Genomic DNA, 21356 nt, shown 5'->3' on the forward strand with positions numbered 1-21356 from the left:
GGCGGGGTGAATATCACCCCGTTGCTTCCAGCAGCAGTAAATCCATCAGCAGCACCAGATTCGACTCAAACGACGTCACCCCCGCGGCTTCGGCTGCGAAGTGTACCGCTTCGTCATAGAGGGCAAAATGCACGTCCGCCATCCCCGCCAGCGTATTGGCCGAGGCGCGGGTAAACGCGACAATCGTCATACCGACGTTTTTGGCAATCCGCGCTTTATCCAGCACCTGCTCCGTTTCGCCGCTGCGCGAGACGGCAATAAACACCTGATAGCGTGAGGCGTTGCTGAGGAAAATATTCCGGCTGTCTCCCGGCCCGGAGATAAACGCCGTTTTGCCCAGCACCTGCAGCTTCTTGGTCAGGTACTCCGCAAACAGATAGGAAAACCCGGCCCCGTAGAGAAAGAAGCTCTCTTTCTGGCGCAGCAGGTCGGCAAACTGCTGGCGCTTCTCCTGCGTGACCCACTGGAAGGTGTGCTGATAGTTGGCGATAAACTGATTAAACAGCACCGGGAGTTCTGGAAGGGAGGGCGCCTGGGCGGCAATATGCGGCGTGTCGGAGAGCAGCTGCTTGCAGTGCCAGATAAACTCGCTAAAGCCGCTAAACCCCAGCTTCTGACACAGCCGCATGATGGTGGCGGTAGAAACAAATGTCGCCTGCGCCAGCTCTCGCACCGTGATGTTGCCCACCAGCAGCGGGTGCTCCGTGAGGTGGGCGAGGACGCGATACTCCGCGCGGGTCAGCGACGCACCGCGCGTTAACAGCGTGGCCAGGCGGTTATCCATTATTTCGCGGGTTCGACAGGAAGATCGTCACGCGCGCCCCATTCGCTCCAGGCGCCGTCGTAAAGCGTGACGTCGCGCGCGCCGAGCGTGGCGAGCGCCAGGATCACCACGCAGGCCGTTACGCCGGAGCCGCAGCTGGCAATAATCGGACGATGTAAATCAACGCCAGCACGGTCAAAAATAGCCCGCAGCTCGTCGGTGGTTTTCAGCTCGCCCTCAAACACCAGATCGCCCCACGGCACGTTCAGCGCCCCCGGAATATGTCCGCGCTTCAGCCCTGGACGCGGTTCATCCGCTTCTGCATTGAAGCGCGGAGCAGGACGGGCATCGACGATTTGCGCCGTTTTTTCATGGCTCACGACCAGCACGTCGGTCAGGCGTTTTACCACGTGCGCGTCGAACGTGGCGTCGAATTCGCCTTCCGGCAGCGTCATGTCGCCCTGCTGCAGCGGCAGCTCGTCGCGCTTCCAGCCCGCCAGCCCGCCCGCCAGAATAGAGACTTTTTCCACGCCGAAGTTTTTCAGCATCCACCACGCGCGAGGTGCGGAGAAGAGGTTACCTTCATCATAGACAACAAGGTGTTTGTCTTTGCTGACGCCCAGCTCGCGCATCGCCACGGAAAATGCTTCCGGGCGCGGCAGCATGTGCGGCAGGGGAGAGTTGCGATCGGAGAGGGCTTCGATATCAAAAAATACCGCGCCAGGCAGATGCCCTGCACGGTATTCACCGGGCACGTCACGATGCTCTTGCCCTGGCGGGGCCATACGCGCGTCAATTATCTGAACTTCCGGATCGTCACCGTGCTCAATCAGCCAGTCGGCGGCGACAAAATATGAGGTGGACATGGGTTGCCTCCATTCTTTTCCGTAAAAAAGGATTGTCGGTGTTTTTTCTGACACCGACAAGCAAACCACGTTCAACTCGCGAGCAAGCCCCTATTTTTTCACCGTTTCGCCGTCCTGCCAGGCTTTTTGCAGCGCAGGCCAGTAGTCGCGGTTGGCCTCGATCATCTCATCCAGAATCACTTTTGCATGTTCCATGGTCGGCACGGTGCGGTTGAGGGTAAACGCCTGCAGTGCTTTCTCATAGCTGCCCTCGATGGTGGCCTCCACCAGCAGCTGTTCAGAGGCGAGCTGCTGTTGCAAAAGGGTCTGATGGAACAGCGGCACCTGACCGACGCGAATCGGTTCTGGCCCTTCGGAGGTGATATAAGCGGGCACTTCCACCACGGCATCATAAGGCAGGTTAGTAATCGCCCCGCGGTTCTCCACCATCACCAGGTGGCGGCTCCGCAGGTTAAAGGCCAGCGAGCAGGCAACATCGACGATAAACTCGCCGTGAACGCCCACGTGGAAGGCATCCGGCAGGATCCCGGTGCGCTTGTATTCTTCAGCTGCGGCGAACAGCTTTTTCTCGCGCCCGTCCATGACTTCATTGGCGCGGGTATAGTCCGGGTTCTGATGCTCTACAATCTGGTTCGGCATCAGGTAGTACTGCAGATACGGGTTCGGCAGATACTCCGGGAAGTTGTCCATGATCGGCTTAATGTTGCGCCAGGTTTTTACCCACGAAGGATCGGAATGCTGCGGGTCGGTTTTGGCCGCATCTTCCGTCAGCAGGCCAAACTTCGCGATATGTTTACGCAGCTCGGGAAGCTTGTCTTCGCCGTCCACCAGCACGCGGGTAAACCAGCCGAAGTGGTTCAGTCCGAAGTAGTCCACCTCCAGCCTGCGGCGATCGACACCCAGAATCGCCCCCATATTGCGCATCGCGGCCACCGGCATATCGCAGATGTTCAGCACCCGCGCATTTGGCCGCAGGCGGCGCACGCCCTCCGCGACGATCGCCGCCGGGTTGGAGTAGTTCACGATCCAGGCTTTTTCATGCGCGTAGCGATCCACCAGATCGATAAGCTCCACCATTGGCAGGATCGTGCGCAGTCCGTAGGCCAGGCCGCCGGGCCCGCACGTTTCCTGGCCGACCACGCCGTGGCGCAGCGGGATCTTCTCATCCTGCTCGCGCATCTTGTACTGGCCAACGCGCATCTGGGCGAAGACGAAATGCGCGCCGCTGAACGCCACTTCCGGGTCACTGGTGACGGTGAACTTGATGCTCTGGCTGTGGTCGCGAATGACCTTTTCGACGACGGGCGCAATGGTGTTCTGACGCGCCTCGTCGATGTCATAAAGGCGGATTTCGGCCAGCGGGAAATCCTGCAGGCGCACCATCAGGCTTTTCACAATGCCCGGCGTGTAGGTGCTGCCGCCGCCGGCAATCGACAGAATAAATGGGGGTGTAAACATCTTTAGCTCCTTTCAGAGAAACGTCTCAACGGCTTCTCGCATTTTTTTGACGTGCAGCCCGTAGACCACCTGAACGTTGTTACCTTGTTTGATAATCCCTTTCGCGCCGGTCGCCTTGAGCCGCGGCTCGTCGATAATGGCGACGTCCTTCACCGTGACGCGTAAGCGGGTGTAGCAGTTGTCCACCACCTCAATGTTTTCCCTACCGCCCAGACCCGTCACGATGGATTCGCCCAGCCCGTCGTTATTGCCCTTCGCCTGGTACTCCTGCTTGCTGTAGAGGCGCGTCTCCCGATCGTCATCCTCACGGCCCGGCGTTTTCATGTTGAAGCGCAGGATCAGGAAGCGGAACACCACGAAGTAGAGGGCAAACATGATCAGCCCGACCACGATGTAAATCGGCCAGTTGGACTTCTCCGTGCCGAGCGGCAGGTTGTAGAGGATGAAGTCGATAATCCCGTTGGCGCCGATGGCGTGAACGCCCAGCAGCGAGAACAGCATCATGCCGATGCCGGTCAGCACCGCGTGCACCACGAACAGCAGCGGAGCGACGAACAGGAAGGAGAACTCAATCGGCTCGGTCACGCCGACCAGCAGAGAGGTCAGCGCCGCCGGGATCAGAATGGCTTTCGCAATGGCTTTACGCTCTGGCTTTGCGGTCATGTACATCGCCAGGGCTGCGGCTGGCAGGCCGAACATCTTGCTGATGCCGCGCGCGTCCCACACTACGGTGCTGCTGAGCTGCTTCACGTCCGGGCAGGCCATCTCGGCGAAGTAGATATTGCGCGCGCCCTGATAGGTTGCGCCGCACACTTCCTGCGCGCCGCCCAGCTCGGTATAGAGGAACGGGGTATAAACCAGATGATGCAGGCCGGTGGGGACCAGAATACGTTCCAGGAAACCGTAGATTGCCACGCCAAACGGCCCGGAGCCTTTGATGGCCAGCGCCAGGGCGCTAATGCCGTGCTGGGCAAACGGCCACAGTTCACTCATCACCACGCCGAGCAGCATGGAGACGGGAAGCATGACGATGGCGACAAAACAGTGGCCGGAGTAAATCGCCATCGCGCCATTAAACTGTACGCCGGAGTATTTATTGTACAGATAGCCGGAGAGCGCCCCGGTCAGGATCCCGGCAAAAACGCCCATCTCCAGCACCTGTACGCCCAGTACCATGGTCTGCCCGGCCGCTTTCATCTGGGCCGCTGGCGCCAGCGCGCCCTGCAGCTGCAGCGTGACGTTCATGGCGTTGATGAACACGACGAAGGTCACCAGACCAATCAGCGCGGCATAGCCTTTATCACGCGTCGCCAGACCAATCGGGATCCCGACGGCAAACACCAGCGCCAGGTTGACCAGCACCGACACGGCAGATTTCGCGATAAGCTGACCAAGATGCTGAATCAGCGGATGGCCCAGAAACGGCAGGTATTCAGCGAGATTACCGTTACCCAGAACGTTACCAAAGGCGATAAACAGACCGACGATCGGTAAGATAAGGACCGGTCCATACAATGATTTTCCGAAATTTTGTAGGGCGTTCACGGCTCGTTTCATGGCTTTCTCTCTTTTTGAACCGCGCACTCGGGGTGCGTCATGGTCATAAAACTAGCAGCCTTCAGGCGAGCTTAGCCAGCTATCTTCTTGTTTTAAAAACAAATGACCTGAAAGGTAACATGTGACGTTATGTGCTGTGATCGCGGTTCCATCCCGTTGTAGCGACGTGATGCCATTCTGCGAGGGGCTTTCCAGATTTTAAAATTGGCCTTTTTGAATTAATGAAACTTGCGGATAATACTTATCCGGACGACGACCAACAGGCTCCATGGGCCAGGGATAAAGGATGAAACCGTTTCGCTTAGCCGCGCTCTCTCTTGCGTTGCTTACCACGTTTACGCTTGTCGGCTGTGATAATAGCGACGATAAATCTCAGGCTGCGGCTCCCGCGGCATCCACCGCATCCACACCGAAAGCCGCGGAAAAGCCCAATGCTGAAACTCTGGCTAAACTGGCTGCCCAGAGTCAGGGAAAAGCGCTGACGTTGCTGGATACCTCAGAAGTTCAGCTTGACGGTGCCGCCACGCTGGTGCTGACCTTTTCTGTTCCGCTAAATCCCGAGCAGGATTTCGCCAAAACGGTGCATGTCGTGGATAAGAAAAGCGGCAAGGTTGACGGGGCGTGGGAACTTGCGCCTAACCTGAAAGAGCTTCGACTGCGCCATCTGGAACCTAACCGTAACCTGGTCGTCACCGTTGAACGTGACCTGCAGGCGCTGAACAAAGCGACGTTTGGCATTGATTATGAAAAAGCCCTGACCACCCGGGACATTGAACCCACCGTTGGTTTTGCCAGCCGCGGCTCGCTGCTGCCGGGTAAGGTGGTGGAAGGCCTGCCGGTGATGGCGCTCAACGTCAACAATGTCGATGTCAACTTTTACCGCGTGAAGCCGGAATCGCTGGCCTCCCTTGTCAGCCAGTGGGAGTACCGTAACTCGCTGACCAACTGGGAATCCGATAACCTGCTGAAGATGGCGGAGCTGGTTTACACCGGTCGATTCGATCTTAATCCAGCGCGCAATACGCGCGAAAAATTGCTGTTGCCCCTGAAGGATATTAAACCGCTCCAGCAGTCTGGCGTTTACATCGCGGTCATGAACCAGGCAGGGCACTACAACTACAGTAATGCCGCAACGCTCTTTACCTTAAGCGATATTGGTCTGTCCGCTCACCGTTACCATAACCGCCTGGATATTTTCACTCAGAGTCTGGAAAACGGTGCGGCGCAGTCCGGCGTGACTGTCACGCTGCTGAACGACAAAGGCCAGACTCTCGCTGAGGCGAAGAGCGATGCCGACGGTCATGCGAAGCTTGAAACGGACAAAGAAGCCGCGCTGATTCTGGCGAGCAAAGACGGCCAGACCACGCTGCTTGACCTCAAGCTTCCGGCGCTGGATCTGGCGGAGTTCGATATTGCCGGTAGCCCCGGCTACAGCAAGCAATTCTTCATGTTTGGCCCGCGCGATCTCTATCGTCCGGGTGAAACGGTGATCCTCAACGGCTTACTGCGCGACAGTGACGGTAAGCCGCTTCCCGATCAGCCCGTGAAGCTTGACGTGCTGCGCCCGGATGGACAGGTCGCGCGTACGATTGTCGTCAAGCCAAAGAATGGGCTCTATCGCTTTAACTATCCGCTGGACAGCGGAGCGCAGACCGGTATGTGGCATATCCGTGCCAACACGGGGGATAACCTGCAGCGCCTGTGGGACTTCCACGTCGAAGACTTCATGCCCGAGCGTATGGCATTGAACCTGAGCGGACAAAAAACGCCGGTTTCACCGCAGGATAACGTGGGCTTTAACGTGGTGGGCTATTACCTGTATGGCGCACCGGCCAACGGTAATTCTCTGCAGGGCCAGCTTTTCCTGCGTCCGCTGCGTGACGCGGTGGCTGCGCTGCCGGGCTTCCAGTTTGGCGATATAGCTGAGGAGAACCTGAGCCGCAGTCTGGATGAAGTTCAGCTTACGCTTGATGAGCAGGGGCGTGGACAGGTTTCTACCGAAAGCCAGTGGAAAGAAGTGCACTCTCCGCTGCAGCTGATCCTGCAGGCCAGCCTGCTGGAGTCGGGCGGTCGTCCGGTGACGCGTCGCGCTGAGCAGGCAATCTGGCCGGCGGCTGAGCTGCCGGGTATCCGCCCTCAGTTCGCCAGTAAAGCCGTTTACGACTACCGAACCGATACCACCGTCAACCAACCGATTGTTGACGAGAACGGCAATGCCAGCTTCGACATCGTTTACGCCGATGCCAGCGGAGCGAAAAAAGCGGTTTCCGGTTTACAGGTACGCCTGATCCGTGAGCGCCGCGACTATTTCTGGAACTGGTCTGAGAGCGAAGGCTGGCAGTCTCAGTTCGATCAGAAAGATCTGGTCGAAGGCGAGCAGGAGCTGACTCTCAAGGCTGACGAGACGGGTAAAGTCACCTTCCCGGTGGAGTGGGGCTCATACCGTCTGGAAGTTAAAGCGCCTGATGAGATGGTCAGCAGCGTGCGCTTCTGGGCAGGCTACAGCTGGCAGGATAACAGCGACGGCACCGGGGCCGCTCGGCCTGACCGTGTGACGCTTAAAATGGATAAGCCAGCCTATCAGCCAGGCGATACCATTAATCTGCATATTGCAGCGCCGGCAGCAGGTAAGGGCTATGCGATGATCGAGTCCAGCGAAGGGCCGCTGTGGTGGAAAGAGATCGACGTACCGGCAAACGGGCTTGATCTCGCTATCCCGGTTGACAAAGCCTGGAAGCGTCACGATCTGTACCTGAGCACGCTGGTGGTGCGTCCTGGTGATAAATCCAAATCCGCCACGCCGAAACGCGCGGTCGGCCTGCTGCATCTGCCGATGGGCGATGAAAATCGCCGTCTGAACATTGCGCTCGATAACCCGCAGAAAATGCGTCCAAACCAGACGCTCTCAGTGAAGGTGAAAGCCAGCGTGAAAGAGGGTGCGGTGCCGCAGAAAGTGAATGTGCTTGTCTCTGCGGTGGACAGCGGCGTGCTGAATATTACCGATTATGTTACGCCCGATCCGTGGCAGGCTTTCTTCGGCCAGAAGCGCTATGGCGCGGACATTTACGATATCTACGGCCAGGTCATCGAAGGGCAGGGCCGCCTGGCCGCGCTGCGCTTTGGTGGTGACGGTGATGAGCTTAAGCGCGGCGGTAAGCCGCCGGTGAACCACGTCACCATTATTGCCCAGCAGGCACAGCCGGTTACGCTGGATGCCAATGGAGAAGGCACGATTACGCTGCCGATTGGTGATTTCAACGGTGAGCTGCGTCTGATGGCGCAGGCCTGGACGGAAGACGATTTCGGCAGCAGTGAAAGCAAGGTTGTGGTTGCCGCGCCGGTCATTACCGAGCTTAACACCCCGCGCTTCCTGGCAAGCGGGGACACCTCACGGCTGGCGCTGGACCTCACCAACCTGACGGACAAGCCGCAAACGCTGAACGTTGCCCTGACCGCGACAGGAAAACTGTCGCTGGAAGGCGGCCAGCCGCAGCCGGTTCAGCTGTCTCCTGGCGCGCGCAGCACCCTGTTTATTCCGGTGCGTGCGCTGGAGGGTTATGGTGATGGTGAGGTGACAGCACAGGTTACGGGCCTGCAGCTTCCGGGCGAGACCTTTGCGCCGCAGCAAAAGAGCTGGAAAATCGGCGTGCGTCCGGCGTTCCCGGCACAGACGGTGAATACCGGTGCCATGCTGAACCCCGGCGAGTCCTGGACCGCACCGGCGCAGCACATTCACGGTTTCTCTCCTGCTACCCTGCAGGGACAGCTGCTGCTGAGCGGCAAACCACCGCTTAACCTGGCGCGCTATATTCGCGAACTGCAGGCGTATCCGTATGGCTGCCTGGAACAGACCACCAGTGGCCTGTTCCCGTCGCTCTACACCAACGCGGCGCAGCTGACTGCACTTGGCATCAAAGGCGACACCGATGACAAGCGCCGTGCGGCGATTGATATTGGCATCTCTCGCCTGCTGCAGATGCAGCGTGAAGACGGTGGTTTTGCGCTGTGGGATAAAAACGGCCCGGAAGAGTACTGGCTGACGGCCTACGTGACCGACTTCCTGGTGCGCGCGGGCGAGCAGGGTTACAGCGTACCTGCCGATGCAGTGAATAACGCCAATAACCGCCTGCTGCGCTACCTGCAGGATCCGGGAATGATGTCCATTCGCTACAGCGATGATACTCAGGCCAGCAAGTTCGCCGTGCAGGCCTATGCCGCGCTGGCGCTGGCACGTCAGCAAAAAGCGCCGCTGGGCGCGCTGCGTGAAATCTGGGATCGTCACGAGCAGGCGGCTTCCGGGCTGCCGCTGATGCAGCTGGGCATGGCGCTCAAACTGATGGGCGATGCGCCGCGCAGCCAGAAGGCGCTGGACCTGGCACTCAAAACGCCGCGTAACGACAGCAAAACCTGGATGGCTGATTACGGCAGCCAGCTTCGCGATAACGCACTGATGCTCTCTCTTCTGGAGGAGTACAAGCTGCTGCCGGATGCGCAAAATATGCTGCTCAATGCCCTGTCGGAACAGGCCTTCAGCCAGCGCTGGCTGTCAACGCAGGAGAGCAATGCGCTGTTCCTGGCAGGACGTTCGCTGCAAACCCTGTCTGGTACGTGGCAGGCGAAAACTTCGCTGTCTGAGACCGCATCAGGCGGCGATAAGTCACTGGTGCAAAACGTGAGCGGCGACCAGCTTGGCGCGCTACAGGTGACCAATACAGGGACAACACCGCTGTGGGTACGCCTGGACAGCACTGGTTATCCGCAATATGCCCCTCAGCCGAGCTCGAACGTGCTGCAGGTTGAACGTCATATCCTGGCAACCGACGGTAGCAGTAAATCGCTCTCTTCGCTGAAGAGCGGTGAGCTGGTGCTGGTGTGGCTGGAAGTTAAAGCCAGCCAGAACGTGCCGGATGCGCTGGTGGTGGATCTGCTCCCTGCGGGTCTTGAGCTGGAAAACCAGAACCTGGCGAGCAGCAGCGCCAGCCTGCAGGACAGCGGTAGTGAGGTACAGAACCTGCTTAGCCAGATGCAGCAGGCGGACATTCAGCATATGGAGTTCCGCGACGACCGCTTTGTGGCTGCCGTGCCGGTAAATGAAGGCCAGCCGGTCACGCTGGTCTATCTGGCTCGTGCCGTGACGCCGGGAACCTATCAGGTGCCGGTCCCGATGGTGGAGTCTATGTACGTTCCGCAGTGGCGGGCAACGGGGGCGGCCAGCGGCCCGCTGATTGTTGTTCCGTAATATGCGAATGGCACGTCTGACACGCTCCCGCTGGCTATGGCTGGCGGGAGCGCTTCTCGTTTTATGGGCGCTGATTGTCGCCGCCGACCGCCTGTGGCCGTTGCCTCTGAAAGAGGTTAACCCCGCCCGGGTGGTGGTGGATGAGAAGGGCACGCCGCTCTGGCGTTTTGCCGATAGCGACGGTATCTGGCGCTACCCGGTTACCATTGAAGAGGTTTCTCCCCGCTACCTTGAGGCGCTGATCCAGTATGAAGATCGCTGGTTCTGGGATCACCCTGGCGTAAACCCGCTTTCTGTCCTGCGCGCAGCCTGGCAGGATCTCAGTTCTGGCAAAGTCGTCTCTGGCGGAAGCACGCTCACCATGCAGGTGGCACGCCTGCTGGACCCGCATCCGCGCACCTTTGGCGGCAAAGTTCGTCAGCTCTGGCGGGCGATGCAGCTGGAGTGGCATCTTTCCAAACGCGACATTCTCACCCTTTACCTCAACCGCGCTCCGTTTGGCGGCACGCTGCAGGGCGTCGGGGCGGCAAGCTGGACCTATCTCGGCAAACCGCCGTCGCAGCTCAGCTATTCCGAAGCGGCCCTGCTGGCGGTGCTGCCTCAGGCACCCAGCCGCTTGCGTCCGGACCGCTGGCCTGAACGGGCCGAGGCGGCGCGCAACAAAGTGCTCGACCGCATGGTAACGCAGGGCGTCTGGTCTGCGAAGCAGGTCAAGGAATCTCGGGAAGAATCGGTATGGCTGGCGCCCCGACAGATGCCGCAGCTGGCGCCGCTCTTTGCACGCATGATGCTAGGCAAAAGCCGCGACACTAAAATTGTCACCACGCTCGATGCCGGGCTACAGCGGCAGCTGGAAGAGCTGGCGATGAACTGGAAATCTCGCCTGCCGGCACGCAGCTCGCTGGCGATGATCGTCGTGGATCACACCGATATGAAAGTGCGCGGCTGGGTCGGCTCGGTGGATATTAACGATGACACGCGTTTCAGCCACGTGGATATGGTCAATGCGATCCGATCCCCGGGCTCGGTGTTAAAGCCCTTTATTTACGGTATGGCGCTGGACGATGGCCTGATCCATCCCGCCTCGCTGCTCCAGGACGTTCCCAGAAAAACCGGTGATTATCGCCCCGGGAATTTTGACAGTGGCTTCCACGGACCGGTCAGCATGAGTGAAGCGCTGGTGCGCTCCCTCAACCTGCCCGCGGTACAGGTACTGGAAGCCTACGGGCCAAAACGTTTTGCCGGGATGCTGAGTAACGCAGGCTTGTCGCTGATCCTGCCTGCGGGGGCGCAGCCGAATCTGTCCCTGATCCTCGGCGGGGCAGGCGCCCGGCTGGCCGATATCGCCGCGGCCTACAGCGCGTTTGCCCGACACGGTAAGGCGGGAAGGCTGCGGTTACAGCCGGGCGATCCGCTCATTGAACGTCCGCTGCTGTCGCAAGGCTCGGCGTGGATTATTCGCCGTATTCTGGCGAACGAGGCGCAGCCGCTGCCGGATAATGCGTTACCGCAGATCGCGCCGCTGGCGTGGAAAACCGGCACCAGCTACGGCTACCGTGATGCCTGGGCCATAGGTCTGAATGCCCGCTACGTAATAGGCATCTGGACAGGACGACCGGACGGCACGCCCGTAGCGGGGCAGTTTGGTTTCGCCAGCGCAGTTCCACTCTTAAATCAGGTCAATAACCTGCTTCAGTCACGCTCAACGGTAGACGAAGCCCGCCTGCCGCGCGACCCGCGTCCGGAGAGCGTAGGGCGGGGCGTGATCTGCTGGCCGGGCGGCCAGTCGCTGCCGGAAGGAAGCGAAAACTGTCGGCGTCGCCTGTCGACCTGGCTGCTGGAAGGGAGTGAACCGCCCACGCTGCTATTGCCCGAACAGGAAGGGATACGCGGCATTCGCTTTCCGGTCTGGCTGGATAAAACGGGTAAACGCGTGGCGTCAGATTGCCCTGATGCAACTGAAAAAGTCCTTGATGTCTGGCCGCTGCCGCTGGAGCCTTGGCTGCCGGCGACCGAACGTCGCGCGGTACGGGTCCCTCCTTCATCAACCACCTGTCCTCCGCTGTCGCAGGACGCACCTGCGCCACTCATCCTGACAGGCGTGCGCGAAGGGGCCGTCATCAAACGTCTGCCGGGGGAATCCCGCGTTTCGCTGCCGCTTCAGGCGACCGGTAATAGCGGTGAGCGTTGGTGGTTTTTGAACGGTGAACCGCTGAATGTGAAGGGAAGAGTTTACACATTACAGCTTGATAAATCTGGTGATTATCAGTTACTCGTTATGGATGAGACCGGGCAGGTCGCGACGGTGAATTTTACGCTGCAGTGATCTGAAAGCAGCTTTCAGATGTGAGCTGTTGCTAAAACTCGTCTTATTTTAAAAAAATGTTACCTGAATCCATAGGCAATGGCGCTATTGCTCATTATAATCCGCGCCACACCATACTCAGGTATGCAAAACAACAGAACATTGACAGAGGTTATCATGGCTATTGAACGTACTTTTTCCATCATCAAACCAAACGCGGTGGCAAAAAACGTTATTGGCAGCATCTTCGCTCGCTTTGAATCTGCAGGGTTCAAAATTGTTGGCACCAAAATGCTGCACCTGACCGTTGAGCAGGCTCGCGGTTTCTACGCTGAGCACGAAGGTCGCCCATTCTTTGACGGCCTGGTTGAGTTCATGACCTCCGGTCCAATCGTGGTATCCGTGCTGGAAGGCGAAAACGCAGTACAGCGTCACCGTGACCTGCTGGGCGCAACCAACCCGGACAACGCGCTGGCAGGTACTCTGCGCGCTGACTATGCGGACAGCTTCACCGAGAACGGTACCCACGGTTCTGACTCTGTTGAATCTGCTGCACGCGAAATCGCTTTCTTCTTCGCTGAAGGCGAAGTGTGTCCACGCACCCGTTAATTTAACGGTTTCGTTTACACATTATTTTCGTAAATGCCGCGTCCAGACGTGGCATCCCTGCGCCAGACTTTGTACAATGCAACGCCCCGGACGAGCAGACTGCTTTCCGGGGCGTTTCTATTCAACCCTCCATGGGCCATAACGTGTAACAACGAGGCCGGAAAATATTATGTCTGAACTAGTGAATACCTCCGAAGTCGCCATTCCTGCGGTTCCCAATAAAAATGGAAAAATCAACCTGCTGGATCTGAACCGTCAGCAGATGCGCGAGTTCTTTAAAGAGATGGGCGAAAAGCCGTTTCGTGCCGATCAGGTCATGAAGTGGATGTACCATTACTGCAGCGACAATTTTGATGACATGACCGACATCAACAAGGTCCTGCGCAACAAGCTCAAAGAAGTGGCTGAAATCCGCGCACCGGAAGTGGTGGAAGAGCAGCGCTCCGCGGATGGCACCATCAAATGGGCGATAGCGGTCGGCGATCAGCGCGTTGAAACTGTCTACATCCCGGAAGAAGACCGCGCCACGCTGTGCGTCTCCTCTCAGGTAGGCTGTGCGCTGGAGTGCAAATTCTGCTCAACCGCGCAGCAAGGCTTTAACCGTAACCTGCGCGTGTCAGAAATTATCGGGCAGGTCTGGCGTGCCGCGAAAATCGTGGGTGCGGCAAAAGTAACCGGTACGCGTCCTATCACCAACGTGGTGATGATGGGGATGGGCGAGCCGCTGCTGAACCTGACCAACGTGGTTCCGGCGATGGAAATCATGCTGGATGACTTCGGTTTTGGCCTGTCCAAGCGTCGCGTCACGCTGTCTACCTCAGGCGTCGTGCCTGCGCTGGACAAGCTTGGCGACATGATTGACGTTGCGCTGGCGATCTCCCTGCATGCACCAAACGACGAAATTCGTGACGAAATTGTGCCGATCAACAAAAAGTACAATATCGAAACCTTCCTCGCTGCGGTGCGCCGCTATCTGGAGAAATCCAACGCCAACCAGGGCCGCGTCACCATCGAATACGTGATGCTTGACCACGTCAACGACGGTACCGAACATGCGCATCAGCTGGCTGAACTGCTGAAAGATACGCCATGCAAAATCAACCTGATCCCATGGAACCCGTTCCCGGGCGCGCCGTATGGCCGTAGCTCAAACAGCCGTATCGACCGTTTCTCCAAGGTGCTGATGGAGTATGGTTTCACCACTATCGTGCGTAAAACCCGTGGTGATGACATTGATGCAGCATGCGGACAGCTGGCAGGTGACGTTATTGACCGTACCAAACGTACCCTGCGTAAACGCATGCAGGGCGAGACGATCGCGGTTAAAGCTGTTTGATTATTATGCACTCACGGCGCATTATCTGCGCCGTGAAGCATACACTTACTGAATAATCAGTCAGATTCGTGATGACTGAACAATAATTACGGTGCGTTTCATCCGACTTTCGGGCAGTATGTAACGACGTAACAACAGTTTAGCCGTACGGGCAGGGCTGTACTGTCATCTCCGGGCTGACAGTCTTATACTCTCTGTTCAAGGTTAACTGACCAGAAGTTTCGCGGTGCGGGTGGCATTGTGACTCACCGGCACCTGAACCCTTATTTTTCACGTACCAGTAGTTGTAGCGAATGAATACTGAAGCCACTCACGACCAACATGAAGCACTCTCCACTGGCGTTCGTCTTCGCAACGCCCGTGAACAACTCGGACTCAGCCAGCAAGCCGTTGCGGAACGCTTGTGCCTGAAGGTTTCCACGGTTCGCGATATTGAAGAAGATAAGGCACCTGCCGATCTGGCTTCAACGTTCTTGCGCGGTTATATCCGCTCTTACGCAAAACTGGTGCATATCCCCGAAAACGAATTACTGCCAATGATGGAGAAGCAGGCACCGGTCCGTGCAGCAAAAGTTGCGCCGATGCAGACCTTCTCCCTGGGGAAACGTCGTAAAAAACGCGATGGCTGGCTGATGAGCTTTACCTGGCTGGTGCTGTTTGTGGTGATCGGTCTGACCGGCGCATGGTGGTGGCAAAACCACAAGGCCCAGCAGGAAGAGATCACCACCATGGCCGATCAATCATCCGCCGAACTCAACCAGGCCGGAAGTGAGAATGCCCAGAACGTGCCGCTGAATACCGACGGCGCAGCTTCCTCAAGCGAGCCACAGACCGCAGCGCCAGACGCGTCGGCGACCGATGCTGCACAGGCTCCGGCAGCAACGGCTAACACCGCTGCGCCGCAGGCTCAGGATCAAAACGCGGTTGTTGCCCCTTCTCAGGCTGATGTTGATACTGCGGCGAACGCGCCTGCGGCTACTCAGCCTGCAGACAATAGCGCAGCGACTCTGCCAACCAGCCCGGCGGGTACGGCGACAGCAGCCGATCCCAACGCGCTGGTAATGAACTTCAGCGCCGACTGCTGGCTGGAAGTAACTGACGCGACAGGTAAAAAACTGTTCAGCGGCCTGCAGCGTAAAGATGGCACGTTAAACCTAACCGGCCAGGCTCCCTATAAACTTAAAATCGGCGCTCCGGCAGCGGTCCAGATCCAGTATCAAGGAAAACCTGTCGACCTGAGCCGCTTTATCAGAACTAACCAGGTTGCACGTCTTACCGTTAATGCCGAACAATCAGCAGCACAGTAACAGACGGGCAACGCGGGAGATTTTTCATGCATAACCAGGCTCCGATTCAACGTAGAAAATCGAAACGGATTTACGTTGGGAATGTGCCAATCGGCGATGGGGCACCTATCGCCGTTCAGTCGATGACCAATACGCGCACCACCGATGTGGAAGCGACGGTCAATCAAATCAAAGCATTAGAACGTGTAGGCGCGGACATTGTTCGCGTCTCCGTCCCGACCATGGATGCCGCTGAGGCGTTCAAACTGATCAAACAGCAGGTCAGCGTTCCGCTGGTGGCTGATATCCACTTCGATTACCGCATCGCACTGAAAGTGGCCGAATACGGCGTCGATTGCCTGCGTATTAACCCGGGCAACATCGGTAACGAAGAGCGTATCCGCATGGTCGTGGACTGCGCTCGCGATAAAAATATTCCTATCCGTATCGGCGTTAACGCCGGTTCCCTGGAAAAAGACCTGCAGGAAAAATACGGCGAGCCGACGCCACAGGCGCTGCTCGAATCCGCGATGCGTCATGTCGATCATCTCGATCGTCTTAATTTCGATCAGTTCAAAGTCAGCGTAAAAGCGTCCGACGTGTTCCTGGCGGTAGAGTCTTATCGTCTGCTGGCAAAGCAGATCGACCAGCCTCTTCACCTCGGGATCACCGAAGCGGGCGGCCTGCGCAGCGGCTCTGTAAAATCCGCGATCGGTCTGGGGCTGCTGCTCTCCGAAGGGATCGGTGACACCCTGCGCGTCTCGCTGGCGGCCGATCCGGTCGAAGAGATCAAAGTCGGTTTCGATATCCTGAAGTCACTGCGCATTCGCGCGCGTGGGATCAACTTCATTGCCTGCCCAACCTGCTCACGTCAGGAGTTTGATGTGATCGGGACGGTGAATGCCCTGGAGCAGCGTCTGGAAGACATTATCACCCCGATGGACGTCTCCATCATCGGCTGCGTGGTAAACGGTCCGGGTGAAGCGCTGGTGTCAACCCTGGGCGTGACTGGCGGTAACAAGAAAAGTGGTCTCTATGAAGATGGCGTTCGTAAAGATCGTCTGGATAATAGCGACATGATCGACCAGCTTGAAGCCCGCATCCGCGCCAAAGCCGCCATGATGGACGAAACACAGCGTATCAGCGTTCAGCAGGTTGAAAAATAACGTGATGGGAAGCGTGCCGCTTCCCATGTATGATTGAACCCATTCTTTGGGTTTTTTTTGTATATAGAAAGAGAATAAACGTGGCAAAAAACATTCAAGCCATCCGCGGCATGAACGATTATCTGCCTGGCGAAACCGCCATCTGGCAGCGCATTGAAGGCACACTGAAGCAGGTGCTCGGCAGCTACGGTTACAGCGAAATCCGTTTGCCGATTGTAGAGCAGACCCCGTTATTCAAACGCGCGATCGGTGAAGTCACCGACGTGGTTGAAAAAGAGATGTACACCTTTGAGGACCGCAACGGCGACAGCCTGACCCTGCGTCCGGAAGGTACGGCGGGCTGCGTACGCGCCGGCATCGAACATGGTCTTCTGTACAATCAGGAGCAGCGCCTGTGGTATATCGGCCCGATGTTCCGCCACGAACGTCCTCAGAAAGGTCGTTACCGCCAGTTCAATCAGCTGGGTGTGGAAGTCTTTGGCCTGCAGGGCCCGGACATCGACGCTGAACTGATTATGCTGACCGCCCGCTGGTGGCGCGCCCTCGGTATCGCCGATCACGTTTCCCTTGAGCTGAACTCTATCGGTTCTCTGGAAGCACGCGCTAACTACCGCGATGCGCTGGTCGCGTTCCTGGAACAGCATAAAGAGAAGCTGGATGAAGACTGCAAACGTCGCATGTACAGCAACCCGCTGCGCGTTCTGGATTCCAAAAACGCGGATGTTCAGGCACTGCTGAACGATGCGCCTGCGCTGGGTGACTACCTGGATGAAGAATCTCGCGAACACTTCGCGGGCCTGTGCAAGTTGCTTGAGGCGGCAGGCATCGCCTATACCGTGAACCAGCGCCTGGTGCGCGGTCTGGACTACTACAACCGTACCGTGTTTGAGTGGGTGACCACCAGCCTCGGTTCTCAGGGCACCGTGTGTGCGGGCGGCCGTTATGACGGTCTGGTTGAGCAACTTGGCGGCCGCGCAGCCCCTGCTGTTGGCTTCGCGATGGGCCTTGAGCGACTTGTTTTGCTGGTTCAGGCAGTTAATCCGGAATTTAAAGCAGATTCCGTTGTCGATATATACCTGGTGGCTTCAGGCGCGGAAACGCAGTCTGCGGCGATGCAGCTTGCCGAACGCGTGCGCGATGCGTTGCCGGGCGTTAAGCTGATGACCAACCATGGCGGCGGCAACTTCAAAAAACAGTTTGCTCGTGCCGATAAGTGGGGCGCAAGTATTGCACTGGTGCTGGGCGAGTCCGAAGTGGCTAACGGCGAAGTGGTGGTGAAGGACCTGCGCTCTGGTGAGCAGACAACGGTAACGCAGGACGGCGTTGCGGCGCACTTGCGCACTCTATTGGGCTAAGGAGAAGGACTGCGTGGAAATTTACGAGAACGAACACGATCAGGTCGACGCGATTAAGCGCTTCTTTGTTGAAAACGGCAAAGCGCTGGTTGTTGGGGTTATTTTAGGTATCGGTGCGCTGGTGGGCTGGCGTTACTGGAACAATCATCAGGCAGATTCCGCGCGCGGCGCGTCTCTGTCCTATGAAAATACCGTGAGCGCAATTCGTGCCGATCAGCCGCAAACGCTGACGGCGGCAGAAAAATTTGCGGCTGACAACAAAAACACCTACGGTGCACTGGCTGCGCTGGAAGTGGCTCAGCAGTACGTTGATAAGAACGAACTGGATAAAGCCGCTGCGCAGCTCTCGCAGAGCCTTGCTGCGGCCAGCGATGAGAACCTGAAAGCGGTGATCAATCTGCGCCTGGCACGTATTCAGGTTCAGCAGAAAAAAGCTGACGATGCGCTGAAAACGCTCGATACCATCAAAGGCGAAGGTTTTGCTGCCATCGTTGCCGATCTGCGCGGTGAAGCACTGCTGAGCAAAGGTGACAAAGCGGGCGCGCGTAAAGCGTGGCAAGCTGGCGTAGAGAGCAATGCTTCACCTGCGCTGAGCGAAATGATGCAGATGAAAATAAATAATTTGTCCGTCTGAGAGGGACCCGATGCAATTGCGTAAATTACTTCTGCCAGGACTGCTTTCTGTTACGTTATTGAGTGGTTGTTCACTGTTCAGTGGCGAAGAAGACGTTGTGAAAATGTCCCCACTGCCGACGGTTGAAAACCAGTTTACCCCATCCACCGCGTGGGATGTCTCCGTGGGCAATGGGATTGGTGATTTCTATTCCAACCTTCATCCTGCGTATGCAGACAGCGTTGTCTATGCCGCTGACCGCAAAGGTACCGTGAAAGCGGTGAACGCCGATGACGGGAAAGAAGTATGGTCCGTTAACCTGGCGGAAAAAGACGGCTGGTTCTCCCGTAAACCTGCACTGCTGTCTGGCGGTCTGACCGTTGCCGGTGGTCATGTCTACGTGGGCAGCGAAAAAGCGCAGGTTTATGCGCTGAACAGCAGCGACGGCTCCATTGCCTGGCAAACAACCGTAGCGGGTGAATCCCTGTCTCGTCCGGTAGTAAGCGACGGTCTGGTGCTGATTCATACCAGCAACGGCCAGCTGCAGGCGCTGAATGAAGCGGACGGTCTGGTGAAATGGACCGTTAACCTGGATATGCCTGCGCTCTCTCTGCGCGGCGAATCCGCACCGGCTACCGCATTTGGTGCTGCCATTGTGGGCGGTGACAACGGTCGCGTGAGCGCAGTGCTGATGCAGCAGGGCCAGATGATCTGGCAGCAGCGTATCTCTCAGGCTACTGGCTCAACGGAAATTGATCGTCTGAGCGACGTAGACACAACGCCGGTCATCGTTAACGGTGTGGTTTACGCGCTGGCCTATAACGGCAACCTGACCGCGCTGGATCTGCGCAGCGGCCAGATCATGTGGAAACGTGAGCTGGGCTCTGTGAACGATTTCATCGTTGAGGGTAACCGTATCTATATGGTTGACCAGAACGACCGTCTGCTGGCTCTGAGCACCGAAGGCGGCGTAACGCTGTGGACGCAAAGCGACCTGCTGCACCGTCTGCTGACCTCGCCAGCGCTGTACAACGGTAGCCTGGTGGTTGGCGACAGCGAAGGGTATATGCACTGGATCGATCCGGATAACGGCCGCTTTGTTGCACAGCAAAAAGTCGACAGCTCTGGTTTCCTGACCGATCCGGTTGTGGCCGATGGCAAGCTGCTGATTCAGGCAAAAGACGGCACGCTGTACGCGATCACGCGTTAATTACCCGGCGGTTGTAGTATACTAAACGGCTCCTGTTCACTCAGGAGCCGTTTTGACATTTTTAAAAACGCCGCGAAAGCGACGTTATTTTGAATTTTATGAGGCTTCAAACATGGTACCTGTGGTCGCGCTTGTCGGGCGCCCTAACGTTGGAAAATCCACTCTTTTTAACCGTTTAACACGCACCCGTGATGCGCTGGTTGCGGATTTCCCGGGGCTGACGCGTGACCGTAAGTACGGTCGTGCAGAGGTGGAAGGACGCGAGTTCATCTGTATTGATACTGGTGGTATTGACGGCACAGAAGACGGCGTTGAAACCCGCATGGCGGAACAGTCGCTGCTGGCGATTGAAGAAGCGGATGTGGTGCTGTTTATGGTGGATGCGCGCGCTGGCCTGATGCCGGCGGACTCTGCTATTGCCAAACACCTGCGTTCACGCGAAAAGCCGACCTTCCTGGTGGCGAACAAAACTGACGGCATCGATGCCGATCAGGCCGTCGCAGATTTCTGGTCTCTGGGCCTGGGTGAAATCTACCCGATTGCGGCATCGCATGGCCGTGGCGTCACCAGCCTGTTGGAAACCGTTCTGCTGCCGTGGGTTGATGAAGTGAACCCGCCGGAAGAGGTGGACGAAGACGCTGAATACTGGGCGCAGTTCGAAGACGGAGAAGAGGGCGAAGAAGAGCCTGAAGACGACTTCAACCCGCAGGATCTGCCGATCAAGCTGGCTATCGTGGGCCGTCCAAACGTAGGTAAGTCTACGCTTACTAACCGTATTCTGGGGGAAGAGCGCGTGGTCGTTTACGACATGCCGGGCACCACGCGTGACAGCATCTACATCCCAATGCAGCGCGATGAGCGTGAGTATGTCCTCATCGACACCGCCGGGGTGCGTAAGCGCGGGAAAATCACCGATGTGGTGGAAAAATTCTCCGTTATCAAAACCCTGCAGGCGATCGAAGATGCCAACGTAGTGCTGCTGGTCATCGACGCACGCGAAGGTATCTCCGATCAGGACCTCTCTCTGCTCGGCTTTATCCTTAATAGTGGGCGCTCACTGGTTATCGTGGTCAACAAGTGGGATGGCCTGAGCAATGAAGTGCGCGAGCAGGTGAAAGAGACCCTCGACTTCCGTCTGGGCTTTATCGACTTCGCCCGCGTGCACTTTATCTCTGCGCTGCACGGCAGCGGTGTGGGTAACCTGTTCGAATCCGTGCGTGAAGCGTACGACAGCTCCACCCGTCGTCAGAGCACCGCGATGCTGACCCGCATCATGAACATGGCTGCAGAAGACCATCAGCCGCCGCTGGTGCGTGGCCGTCGCGTGAAGCTGAAATATGCCCACGCCGGTGGTTACAACCCGCCAATCGTAGTAATTCACGGCAACCAGGTGAAAGACCTGCCGGATTCCTACAAGCGCTATCTGATGAACTACTTCCGTAAATCGCTGGACGTTATGGGCACGCCTATCCGTATCCAGTTCAAGGAAGGGGAAAACCCGTTTGCCAACAAGCGCAACACCCTGACGCCAAACCAGATGCGTAAGCGTAAACGCTTGATTAAGCACATTAAGAAAAGCAAATAAGCTTTACC

General features: G+C 57.5%; 14 protein-coding genes. 10 read left to right on the top strand and 4 right to left on the bottom strand.

The window, feature by feature from the left end:
• Nucleotides 1-13: 13 nt before the first annotated feature.
• The 4 genes from UTM25_RS03250 to UTM25_RS03265 all read right to left on the bottom strand — a co-directional run bounded on the left by UTM25_RS03250 (nucleotide 14) and on the right by UTM25_RS03265 (nucleotide 4644).
• Nucleotides 14-784, bottom strand: coding sequence for a MurR/RpiR family transcriptional regulator (locus tag UTM25_RS03250; protein ID WP_181593667.1), 771 nt, complete (start codon nucleotides 782-784; stop codon nucleotides 14-16).
• Nucleotides 784-1629: a 3-mercaptopyruvate sulfurtransferase gene (gene sseA, locus UTM25_RS03255; protein WP_194400152.1), complete on the bottom strand. Its 846-nt coding sequence runs from the start codon at nucleotides 1627-1629 to the stop codon at nucleotides 784-786. The genes UTM25_RS03250 and sseA overlap by 1 nt, the downstream gene beginning before the upstream one ends.
• 90 nt (nucleotides 1630-1719) lie before the next feature.
• A complete protein-coding gene (locus tag UTM25_RS03260; RefSeq protein ID WP_194400153.1) occupies nucleotides 1720-3087 on the bottom strand; it encodes a 6-phospho-alpha-glucosidase in 1368 nt (455 codons plus the stop codon).
• 12 nt (nucleotides 3088-3099) lie between these two features.
• Nucleotides 3100-4644, bottom strand: a complete 1545-nt coding sequence (locus UTM25_RS03265; RefSeq protein WP_194400155.1) for a PTS transporter subunit EIIC — start codon at nucleotides 4642-4644, stop codon at nucleotides 3100-3102.
• 286 nt (nucleotides 4645-4930) lie between these two features.
• Here UTM25_RS03265 and UTM25_RS03270 point away from each other — a divergent pair, with 286 nt between their 5' ends.
• From UTM25_RS03270 to der, 10 genes are all read left to right on the top strand, one after another.
• Complete coding sequence (locus tag UTM25_RS03270; protein ID WP_194400157.1) at nucleotides 4931-9883, top strand: alpha-2-macroglobulin family protein; 4953 nt, start codon at nucleotides 4931-4933, stop codon at nucleotides 9881-9883.
• Nucleotide 9884: 1 nt separating this feature from the next.
• Nucleotides 9885-12209 (top strand): peptidoglycan glycosyltransferase PbpC, encoded by a 2325-nt coding sequence (gene pbpC / locus UTM25_RS03275; RefSeq protein WP_194400159.1) that lies wholly within the window; start codon nucleotides 9885-9887, stop codon nucleotides 12207-12209.
• A gap of 156 nt (nucleotides 12210-12365) precedes the next feature.
• On the top strand, nucleotides 12366-12797 hold the full coding sequence (ndk, locus tag UTM25_RS03280) for a nucleoside-diphosphate kinase (RefSeq protein ID WP_003860625.1): 432 nt from the start codon (nucleotides 12366-12368) through the stop codon (nucleotides 12795-12797).
• A gap of 169 nt (nucleotides 12798-12966) precedes the next feature.
• Nucleotides 12967-14133 carry a bifunctional tRNA (adenosine(37)-C2)-methyltransferase TrmG/ribosomal RNA large subunit methyltransferase RlmN gene (locus tag UTM25_RS03285; RefSeq protein WP_014171168.1) on the top strand — a complete coding sequence of 389 codons (1167 nt, stop codon included), beginning with the start codon at nucleotides 12967-12969 and terminating at the stop codon, nucleotides 14131-14133.
• Between the two features lie 293 nt (nucleotides 14134-14426).
• The gene (gene rodZ / locus UTM25_RS03290) at nucleotides 14427-15440 is read left to right on the top strand and encodes a cytoskeleton protein RodZ (RefSeq protein WP_194400161.1); all 1014 of its coding nucleotides are present in this window, start codon (nucleotides 14427-14429) and stop codon (nucleotides 15438-15440) included.
• A 26-nt stretch (nucleotides 15441-15466) separates the two neighbouring features.
• The gene (gene ispG / locus UTM25_RS03295; RefSeq protein WP_023308814.1) at nucleotides 15467-16585 is read left to right on the top strand and encodes a flavodoxin-dependent (E)-4-hydroxy-3-methylbut-2-enyl-diphosphate synthase; all 1119 of its coding nucleotides are present in this window, start codon (nucleotides 15467-15469) and stop codon (nucleotides 16583-16585) included.
• An 80-nt stretch (nucleotides 16586-16665) separates the two neighbouring features.
• Nucleotides 16666-17940 carry a histidine--tRNA ligase gene (gene hisS, locus UTM25_RS03300; protein ID WP_032622984.1) on the top strand — a complete coding sequence of 425 codons (1275 nt, stop codon included), beginning with the start codon at nucleotides 16666-16668 and terminating at the stop codon, nucleotides 17938-17940.
• A gap of 13 nt (nucleotides 17941-17953) precedes the next feature.
• Nucleotides 17954-18574 (top strand): YfgM family protein, encoded by a 621-nt coding sequence (locus tag UTM25_RS03305; RefSeq protein ID WP_047652675.1) that lies wholly within the window; start codon nucleotides 17954-17956, stop codon nucleotides 18572-18574.
• Nucleotides 18575-18584: 10 nt separating this feature from the next.
• Nucleotides 18585-19763: an outer membrane protein assembly factor BamB gene (gene bamB, locus UTM25_RS03310; RefSeq protein WP_039263735.1), complete on the top strand. Its 1179-nt coding sequence runs from the start codon at nucleotides 18585-18587 to the stop codon at nucleotides 19761-19763.
• 112 nt (nucleotides 19764-19875) lie between these two features.
• Nucleotides 19876-21348: a ribosome biogenesis GTPase Der gene (gene der / locus UTM25_RS03315; protein ID WP_023308811.1), complete on the top strand. Its 1473-nt coding sequence runs from the start codon at nucleotides 19876-19878 to the stop codon at nucleotides 21346-21348.
• The last annotated feature ends 8 nt before the right edge of the window (nucleotides 21349-21356 follow it).

The organism is Enterobacter sp. 61D5, assembly GCF_034107965.1.
Taxonomy (GTDB): Bacteria; Pseudomonadota; Gammaproteobacteria; order Enterobacterales; family Enterobacteriaceae; genus Enterobacter; species Enterobacter cloacae_M.